The organism is Pseudanabaena sp. FACHB-2040, from assembly GCF_014696715.1.
In the GTDB taxonomy this organism is placed as follows: Bacteria; Cyanobacteriota; Cyanobacteriia; order Phormidesmidales; family Phormidesmidaceae; genus JACVSF01.
In genome coordinates this window covers 1-10,050 of record NZ_JACJQO010000024.1, presented here as the reverse complement: position 1 = coordinate 10,050, position 10,050 = coordinate 1, and the positions used below count along the sequence as shown (strand labels likewise).

The 10,050-nt window shown below is 44.8% G+C and carries 4 protein-coding genes and 3 pseudogenes; all 7 read left to right on the top strand.

Going from position 1 to position 10,050, the window contains the following annotated elements; genetic code table 11:
- Positions 1–170: 170 nt before the first annotated feature.
- Positions 171–437 (top strand): hypothetical protein, encoded by a 267-nt coding sequence (locus H6G13_RS25965; protein ID WP_190488397.1) that lies wholly within the window; start codon positions 171–173, stop codon positions 435–437.
- 116 nt (positions 438–553) lie between these two features.
- Positions 554–6,478 (top strand): AAA family ATPase, encoded by a 5,925-nt coding sequence (locus tag H6G13_RS25960; RefSeq protein WP_190488395.1) that lies wholly within the window; start codon positions 554–556, stop codon positions 6,476–6,478.
- Between the two features lie 7 nt (positions 6,479–6,485).
- Positions 6,486–7,115: a response regulator transcription factor gene (locus H6G13_RS25955; RefSeq protein WP_190488393.1), complete on the top strand. Its 630-nt coding sequence runs from the start codon at positions 6,486–6,488 to the stop codon at positions 7,113–7,115.
- Between the two features lie 449 nt (positions 7,116–7,564).
- Positions 7,565–7,765 (top strand): annotated as a pseudogene (locus tag H6G13_RS29565) (disulfide bond formation protein DsbA); the annotation flags it as partial.
- 29 nt (positions 7,766–7,794) lie between these two features.
- Positions 7,795–8,844: an SGNH/GDSL hydrolase family protein gene (locus tag H6G13_RS25950; protein ID WP_190488391.1), complete on the top strand. Its 1,050-nt coding sequence runs from the start codon at positions 7,795–7,797 to the stop codon at positions 8,842–8,844.
- Positions 8,845–9,418: 574 nt separating this feature from the next.
- Positions 9,419–9,661: pseudogene (locus H6G13_RS28875) on the top strand (response regulator transcription factor); the annotation flags it as partial.
- A gap of 285 nt (positions 9,662–9,946) precedes the next feature.
- A pseudogene (locus tag H6G13_RS29560) lies at positions 9,947–10,050 on the top strand (type 1 glutamine amidotransferase domain-containing protein); the annotation flags it as partial.

Here is a 10,050-nt window from a genome sequence, read left to right as displayed (position 1 = left end):
TTTGACCGCTTGATTCACTGCATGAATCAATTCCGCGCTTCGCCACACGCTTTCAAACTGGCTGTTTGATGCCTTGAAAACTTTTTTCTCAACCAGAGTGACTAAAGAGGGATAGAATCCGAACTTGATCGAAAGTACATTCATACAACCAACCGACCAGCAATGTCTGAATGCAAAATCCGGTAGCGATGTCCCACACCTTTGATGCGAGCGACGACCTGTTTGCCCCCCGGATGAAGCGGTTGGCACTACGAGCTATTGCCGTAAACCAACGACGACAGACCCTGGCTGCCTCAACGCTTCAGCAATACGGCTCTCGATTCCGAGGCAGCCTGTGGGAGATCTTGAATCCGAAGCCCCAGTCCTCTGAGGGAGTATCTCTGCCTTCCAGGCTATTTCCTATGTCCTTGCCTCACATCAGTCTGATTGGCTACTGAGTTGAGCAATTACAAGTCAAGGTATAAAGATCTACACAAGGAGCTTTATGTTCTGAAGTTTGGCAAGCGATATACTTCGGGAAACAGATGGCAGTCCTTCATCGGGGGAGTATTCAATGATTATCTTGCCTGGAGTTACTATCCACAGCAAAATCTATGAGAGCTTAGCTTCTTTGGTATATCGGGGCATCAGAGAGCAAGATAACTGTGCAGTGATTGCCAAAGTTCTCAAGCAGGATTATCCCTCTCCTCAGGAATTAACTCGTTATCGGCAGGAATATGAAATTACTCGTTTTCTCAACCTTGAAGGCGTAGTCAAGGCATACAGCCAACAAGACTACCAGCGCACGCTGGTTCTTCTTTTGGAAGATTTTGGTGGAGAGTCTTTAGAATTCTGGATGCGGCAACAATTAGACTTCTGTCCCATGCCGCTGTCGGTTTTTTTGAATATGGCGATCGCCATTACTGATACTCTAGGCAAAATCCATGCGGCTCATGTCATTCATAAAGATATTAATCCTGGCAATATTGTTTTTAATCCGAGGACTGGCGTTGTCAAAATCATTGATTTTGGCATTGCCACTCGCTTCAGTCGCACCAATCCCACATTCAAAAGTCTCCATCTTCTAGAAGGAACCCCCGCCTATTTGTCGCCAGAGCAAACCGGACGAATGAACCGGATGCTCGACTATCGCACTGATTTCTACTCACTGGGTGCAACCTTCTATGAACTGTTGACGGGACAATTGCCGTTTCCCACCAGTGATCTCCTGGAACTAGTTCACTGTCACATTGCTACACCGCCGACTCCCCCGCATGAATTGAATGCCACGATTCCCCAACCTGTTTCAAACCTGATTTTGAAACTGATGGCGAAGAATGCGGAGGATCGCTATCAAAGTGCCTGGGGCATCAAAGCAGATCTAGAGCGCTGTGCCCAACAACTGGCGGAAATGGGTCAGATTAACACCCTATCGTTGGGACTCCAAGATGTCTCCGAGCAGTTCCGCATTCCTCAAAAACTGTATGGGCGAGAAGCGGAGATCGAAGCATTATTGGTGGCGTTTGACAGAGTGGTAGGGAGTAAGGCAGTCCGTGAAATGATGCTGGTCTCTGGTTACGCTGGCATCGGCAAAACAGCATTGGTACAGGAACTCTTTAAACCGATTACTGCAAAGCACGGCTATTTTATCTGGGGTAAATTTGACCAATTCCAGCGCAATATTCCTTACAGCGCCATCGTCGATGCCCTGCAAAAATTGGTGCAGCAACTGTTGGGTGAACCCAATGAACAGGTGGAAGTATGGCGATCGCGCCTGCTCACTGCTTTGGGAAGCAACGGACAAATTATCATAGATGTGATTCCCGAAGTTGAGTTCATTATTGGCAAGCAGCCGCCTGTGCCCGAAGCTGGAGCAACAGAAGCACAGAATCGCTTCAATCTCACGTTTCAAAGATTTGTGCGGGCGTTTTGTGCAAAAGAGCATCCCCTAGTCATTTTTTTAGACGATCTACAGTGGATCGATTCTGCGACGTTGAAGTTAATCGAACTCATCTTACTTGATGAGCAAATCCAGTATCTGTTTTTGATCGGAGCGTACCGAGATAACGAACTGACTCCAACGCATCCGGTGGTCTTAACGCTAGAGAGCCTGCGAAACCAGGGAGCAGTATTTCAGGAAATAAGCCTGACCCCCTTAACACTGGAACCGTTGAGTCAACTGATAGCTGAGACATTACATCACAATCCTGATACCGTTCGCTCCTTAGCCCAAGTCGTGTCACGTAAAACCGAGGGCAACCCTTTCTTTGTAGGTGAATTTTTGAAGCTGCTGTATGGCGAAAACCTGTTGACTTTTGATGCCCAACAGTTGAGTTGGCAGTGGAACCTAGCTAAGATTGAAGCCCAAGATATTACTGCTAATGTGGTGGAGTTGCTGCTGCGTCAGTTGCAAAAATTGCCGGAAGCAACACAGCAAGTTCTCTCCATCGCGGCTTGTGTTGGGTCTGAGTTTGATTTAAAGACGTTGGCGTTTAGCGCAGAGCGCAACTCCGAAGGAACCGTTTGCGAAAAATCACCGAAAGCAATTTTCCAGGATTTATTAGCAGCAATACAAGCGGGATTAATTCAACCTCTGTCTGAATTGGACGAAGATTTGTTGGTTCAAGAGTATAAGTTTTCGCACGATCGCGTGCAGCAAGCGGCTTATGCTTTGATTGATGATTCGCATAAACAGGTTGTTCATCTGCAAATCGGTCGCAATTTGCTCGAAAAAACTTCACCAGAGCAACGATCCGAGCGGCTGTTTGAAATCATCGATCATCTCAATCAAGGACTTGAGCTAGTCACTGCTCGAGCAGAACGAACTGAAATTGCCAGATTGAATTTAATGGCAGGTCAGAAAGCAAAGGCAGCAACGGCTTATGAAGCAGCTTTTAAGTATTTCACTACAGGGCTTAAACTCCTCAATTCAGAGAGTTGGCAGAGTGAGTATGATCTCACCTTAGCGTTGTACTCAGAAGCAGCAGAAGCGACGTATCTCCAGGGTTGCTTTGATGAGATGGAACAGCTGATAGAAGTGGTACTTGATCGTGCCAAAACAGTGGTTGACAAAGTGCAGGTTTACGATAGCAGAATTCAAGGACATTTGTCGCAGGGTAACCTGAAAGAAACACTCAAAACTGGATTGGAAGCGTTAAAGCTCTTGGGAATAGATTTAATAGAAAATCCAAGCCAGTTAGATGTTCAAAGGGAATTGGAGTCAACGGCTGCACTACTCGCTGAACGAGAAATCGAAGACTTGACTAATTTACCAGAGATTGCTGCATCAGAACCACTGGCAGCTATAACAATCCTAGCGAATATAGGGTCTGCTGCATTTATAACGTTACCAGCACTGTGGATACTGATTATATGCAAAACGGTAAATTTATCAATCAACTACGGTAATACTATCTGGTCACCGATGTATTATGCTGCCTACGGATTTGTTCTATGTGGAGTTGTTCAAGACATTGAACTCGGCTATAAATTTGGTCAATTGGCTCTTACCTCGGCAGAACAATTGAATACCAAAAGAGGCAAGGCTAGAACCCTAAGGTTTTCGGCTACCCATATCATGCAATGGAAGGTGCATCTTGGGAACATAATACCCATGCTGGCTGATGCCTATCAAAGTGGAGTGGAAACTGGAGACTTTGAATGTGCTGGTTATGCTGCCTATAACGTATGCTACAACTCGTTTTCTGCTGGAGAGGAACTCACCCAACTGGAACAAAAAACAGCAACCTATAGCAAAGCGACCAATCAAATCAGACGGGAACGCCCCTCGAATTGGCTGGCAATAGTGTGGCAGACAATTCTTAATTTGTTAGATAGGTCTGAGAATCCCAGTCGCTTAGTTGGTCGGGTGTGTAATGAAGAGGAGGCGTTATCACACGCTATTGCAGTTAAAGATGGAACTGTAATTCAAATACTCTATTTACACAAAGTCATACTGTTTTATCTATTTGAAGAATACCATCAAGCTGTACAAACCGCCGTTGTGGCAAGGCAACATTTTGAAGAGGTGACAGCAATAATGCTTCTACCTATATTCTGTTTCTATCATTCTCTAGCGCTTTTGAGCCTATCACCTGATGCTTCAAACTCTGAAAAAGAAGCTTGGCTAAGTTGTGTTAGCACCAACCAAGAAAAAATGCAGAAATGGGCAGAACACGCCCCAATGAATTATCTACATAAATTTTATCTAGTCGCGGCAGAGAAAGCGCGAGTTTTAGGGCAGTTTCTTGAGGCTGAAGAGTTTTATGAACAGGCGATTCAAGGAGCCAGAGAAAATGAATATATCCAGGAAGAGGCGTTAGCATACGAATTGGCTGCAAAACATTATCTAGCGCGAGGTCGGGAAAAGATTGCTCAGCTCTACATGAAAGAAGCACACTATTGCTATGAAAGATGGGGCGCAACTGCTAAAGTTAAAGATTTAGAAAAACGCTATCCACAACTACTCAATTCCAACCTGATTCGGCAATCGAACTCAATCTTGACCGCTAAAACGACCCTTCATCCGACTGCGGCGATCGATTTGGCTGCGGTAATGAAAGCAGCTCAAGCTCTTTCAGAAATAATCCATCTCGATCAATTGATCGCCACGTTAATGCAGGTGGTGATAGAAGATGCCGGAGCCGAAACAGGCGTTCTAGTGCTCCTAGAAGACGATCAACTCACTGTGGTGGCTCAGTGTAGTGGGAGTAGACAGTGCAACCTGGAAAAGATCGCTGTTACTGACTGTGCAACGATTCCTGTCCCCGTCATTTACTCAGTAGAACGTACTCAAGAAACTCTGGTGTTTGATGATGCAGTCAGCGAACCATCTTTTTTGACTGATCCTTATATTCAACACCAACAGACGCGATCGCTCCTCTCTATGCCAATTCTCAAGCAAAATCAGCTTGTCGGCATCCTTTATTTGGAGAACAATCTCAGTACTGGAGTGTTTACCCGCGATCGCTTACAAGTCCTCAAACTGTTGATGGCTCAGGCAGCAATTTCCCTGGAGAATGCTCGGTTATATGAACAGTTAGCAGACTATACCGAAACCTTGGAAAGGAAGGTAGAAGAGCGAACTCAATCCCTACAGCAGGAAATCGCTGAACGTCAACAGACCGAAGCCGCATTGAGACAAAGTGAAGCGAATTATCGCAACCTGCTACAAACCGCGAATTCCGTTATCATTCGCTATGACACGCAAGGACGAATTCGATACATCAACGATTATGGGGTGAAACTCCTGGGTTATGAAGAACATGAGATTTTAGGGCGAACCTTATTTGAAACCATCATTCCAGAAGCCGAACTCTCTGGACGCGATATGAGACCCATGGTCCACGATTTACTTCGTAATCCTCAATCGTACCCGCAAGGCGAAGGTGAATATCTGTGTCGAGATGGACGGCGAGTTTGGATGGTCTGGTCGAATCAAGCCATCTTCAATGACCAGGGAGAGGTCGTTGAAATCTTATCGGTTGGCAATGACACCACCCAGCGTAAACAAGCAGAAGAGGCTTTACAAGCTTCAGAGAAAGAGCTGCAAACTTTAATTGCGGCAATTCCCGACCCGTTGTATGTACTAACTGCTGAAGGGCAAGTACTCGATGCAGTCGAGAGAGAGCCCAATCAGTCATGTAGACCAATCGAGGAGCAGATTGGTAAAACACTGCATCAACTCCTTGCCAAGGAACAAGCCGATGAATTCTTGAGTTGCATGCAGCAGGTGCTGAGAACCCAACAAGTCCTCACCATTGAATACAGCCACTGGAAAGCTGGACGAGAAATCTGGTTTTCGGTTCGCATTGCCCCGATTCGGCACGAGCAGGTGATTTGGTTAGTGCGAGATATTACGGCGCTGAAGCAAGCAGAAGAAGCCTCAATTTTAGAGGAGCGCAACCGCATGGCACGCGAAATTCACGATACACTCGCTCAGGCGTTTACAGGCATTCTGGCTCAGGTGGGTGCTGCAAAACAGGTGCTAACGGATGATGTAGAAGCAACTGGAGCACATCTAGACCTGATCAAAGAATTGGCGCGAACTGGACTGACTGAAGCACGGCGATCGGTCGTCGCGCTGCGTCCTCAGCTTTTGGAAGAAGGCAGTTTACAAAGCGCTCTCCATCGTCTCATCGCTCAAATCAGAACTGCCGCAATGGATACCACTTTGCACTATGAGATCGAGGGTACGGTGTATTCTCTCCCCACTGAAGTCGAGAATAACCTACTACGGATGGGGCAGGAAGCCTTAACCAATGCGATTAAACATGCCAATGCTGACGAAATTCGAGTCGAGCTAATCTACGATCGCGATCAGGTTTGCTTGCGCGTGAAAGATAATGGACAGGGTTTTGGCGTTGGGAGTATTCCATTCTCTGAGGGTTTTGGCTTACTCGGCATGAGCGAACGGGCAGAGCGCATCGGCGCACAACTCACGATTGGGAGTCAACCTGGGCAGGGAACAGAGATTATTGTCACCGTCAATCGGAAGTAGCATCACGATGAGCCAAGCCACAACCATTCGGATTTTAATTGCAGACGATCACGCCATTTTTCGGCAAGGATTAGCCACGATTATTAACCGTGACCCAGACATGAGCGTGATTGCCCAAGCCGAAAATGGGGAACAAGCGATCGCTCTATTTGGGGAACATCAACCGGATATCACGCTGATGGATCTCTGCATGCCCGAAGTGGAGGGAGTTGCCGCCATCGGTGCAATTTGTGCTGCTGCTAAATCGGCTCGGATTATTGTACTGACAACGTATGATAGTGACGAAGATATTTACCGGGGCTTGCAGGCAGGCGCAAAAGGATACCTGTTGAAAGAAACTGAACCTGACGAGCTTCTGAATGCTATTCGTACCGTTCATCGGGGTCAGCAGTATATTCCGCCCGATGTAGGAGCAAAGTTGGTACAACGGCTCAGCAATCCAGAACTGAGTGAACGAGAACTGGCGGTACTCCGCTCACTTGCACAGGGAATGAGCAATGCCGATATTGCGACTGCTTTGAGTATCGGTGAAGGCACTGTTAAATCCCATGTCAATCGGATTTTGAATAAGCTAGATGTCAGCGATCGCACCCAAGCTGTGATTGTTGCCGTTAAGCGCGGCATTGTCAGTTTGTAGGATGTACTTTCGATCAAGTTCGGATTCTAACTTAAGTTAGAGCCTACCTTCTATCTTAAGAAGGAGCGGCTGCTCCACCAAATTACAGCTTAAAAATGTTAACTCACTGTAGATGACAATTAAAAGCCAATTACTTATATTGAATTCATGTGGATTGAGCAAGTGAATCACAAGGTTCCATGCTTGATACAGATATAAAAAGATGATCGACGACCATAGTTCCAGCCGACATTCCGCAGGTTGACGAGCAGTTTTACCTGTGCAACGCGCAGATGTACTTCTGAAACCCTTATATAGAGGCAGTTCCAGCATCAGCCTGTTTCCCAAGCCAGTGGACCAACTTAAAATTGCGCAACATTTTGAACCGCCTTGGCCCAAAGTCCAGATCCGCTTATTTCAAGGCTTCTAAGCGACGCAAAGTTGATACACCTCGGAAATAAAATGTCAACCTGCGGAATGTCGGTTCCAGTTCTTTAGTTGTGCCAGCTTCAACCCAAGATCACAGTCAAGGTGTGCTAAGTGCCGCCGTGGTATTAGTGATGTATGGGGATTATCAATGTCCTAGAAGTCCAGCCGTTTACAAGCTGATTAAAATCATTCGGCAAGAGCTTACGGTTTCTTTTGGAGAGAATTATTTATGTTTTATCTTCCGCTTAGATATTCGGAAATGCATTGATCTATGCTGAAAAATACAATTTTCAAGACATTTGTTACTGCCACAGTAAGTAGTGCGGCTTTTTTGTGTGTAAGTGTTAATAATGCTTATGCTGCTTCTTTCAACTCTATTTCTCGTATTTATGCTTTTGGTGATAGCTATTCAGATAATGGGGCAGCACTTCGGATTACAACAGCAGCAGTTAACTCTGGGGTGCCTGGAGCATTTATATTCCCCCAAGTAGATGTGTATGACTCTGATGGTCGATGGACAAATGATCCCGGCTTAACATCAGTTGAGGTACTAGCAAAACAAAAAAATTTACAATTAACAGATTATGCTGTGGGTGGTGCAAAAAGCGGTAATGGCAATTTAAGTACTTGGCTTGATAAATATCAAAATACTGGTTTATTCGGTCAAATCGAAGAATATAAAGCAGAAGTTAATCGTGTGCCAGATTCTAAAGGATTATACTTCATTTTTATATCTACAAATGACTTATTAGAAAGGTTTTTTAATAATCAGACTGGTTCGGTCGATGTATTAGCTGATGCTGCTGTTAACAATATTGCTTCTGGAATATCACAACTTGCAGTGCTAGGTGCAGAACAGTTTTTTGTTGTAAATTCTACAGATTTAGCTGCATTACCACTTTTTGAGCAATACTCAGAAGAGGCAGCTAAGTTTAGAGATGCTATCAATAAAAGTCTTCCCGGTCAACTCGATACCCTGAATAAGCAATTAGGTGTCGAAGTTGCACTGTATGACCATGTTGCAATTAGCAACAAAATTCGCTCTACCCCAGCGACATTTGGTTTTACCAATATAAATGATGCCTGCAAACTTTTATACACCACTGGGGGGTTAGAGCCTGCTTGTTCAACACCTGATAACTATTATTACTTCGACGAGATTCATCCTACTCGTCGTGTACATCAAATCATTGGTGAAGATATGGCCAATTTCTTAGATATACAGAAAACACCAACTGTTCCTGAACCATCAAATGTTGTAGCTTTGATAGCTTGTATAGGTATAATAAGTTTACTACGGCGTAAAGTTCATAGTAGCTAAGGGTATCACCGTGCCAAAGTAGGTTTCATTGTACGCGCTTGTCCCAAACTTATAGCGGTTCTCAGTTGGGTGCAATATAGTAACAGTTGTGCGTGAACCATCCAATGATGTCTTTTTAGTTACAGCATCTAAGGCATTTGTAATGGCCTCATTTAGGCATTGAGCCGAGATACAAGTAAAAAACAGCAATATGGTCTGGAAAGCCCTGCTGTATATAAGTTTGAGCGTTTTTTAAGCGAAAGTAGGATTTTGCCTGAAGATACTTGCAGTCTGAAGGTCAATAATTGCTTTTCGCCAACCCAAGAGTTTAATAAATACTCTGTGGTAGAAGGCTAATATTTTGGGCTATAATCCTTTGCCTGTAATAGTTACAGACAATCCATTGCGAAGGATACTCAAAGTCCTTGCTGTAAAACCTGTAAATAAAATTAATAAATACTCCAGTTTTTGTAGCGATACATACCCAAGATTTACGTTATCCTGCCGATTTTACTTAAAAATGGCTGAACCCTATATATAGTAAGAGCTTCGAGACCATCTTGCAGGTTTTTACTTATATCTCGGCTCAATACCTATTCCGCCCGATGTAGAAGCAAAGTTGGTACAGCGCCTCAGCAATCTAGAACTGAGTGAACGAGAGCTGGCGGTACTCCGCTCACTGGTACAGGGGATGAGTAACGCTGATATTGCGGCTGCTTTGAGTATTGGTGAAGGTACGGTTAAATCTCATGTCAATCGGATTTTGAATAAACTAGATGTTAGCGATCGCACCCAAGCTGTGATTGTTGCCGTTAAGCGCGGCATTGTCAGTTTGTAGGCTGTACTTTCGATCAAATTCGGATTCTAACTTAAGTTAGAGCCAGCCTTCTACTTTGCGATGGCATGGTCAATCTATCAATTTGCACTGTAAAAAATTTAACTTGCTGTAGGCGACAGCTTGAAGGCGGCCACCTATATTGAATTTATGCAAACAGTCATGCAAATGGAACGTTGCATCCAAGTCGCGATCGACACCGATAGGTTCTCACACCAATACTGAAGGCGAATCAGGTGTTATGCAGCGAAAAGGGCCATGTTTGAGTTCTTAAAAAGAAGGTTTGCTATGAAGATTCTCATTGTTCTCACGTCTCATGACCAACTTGGCGATACCGGAAAGAAAACTGGTTTCTGGCTGGAAGAGTTTGCTGCTCCCTATTACGTGCTGAA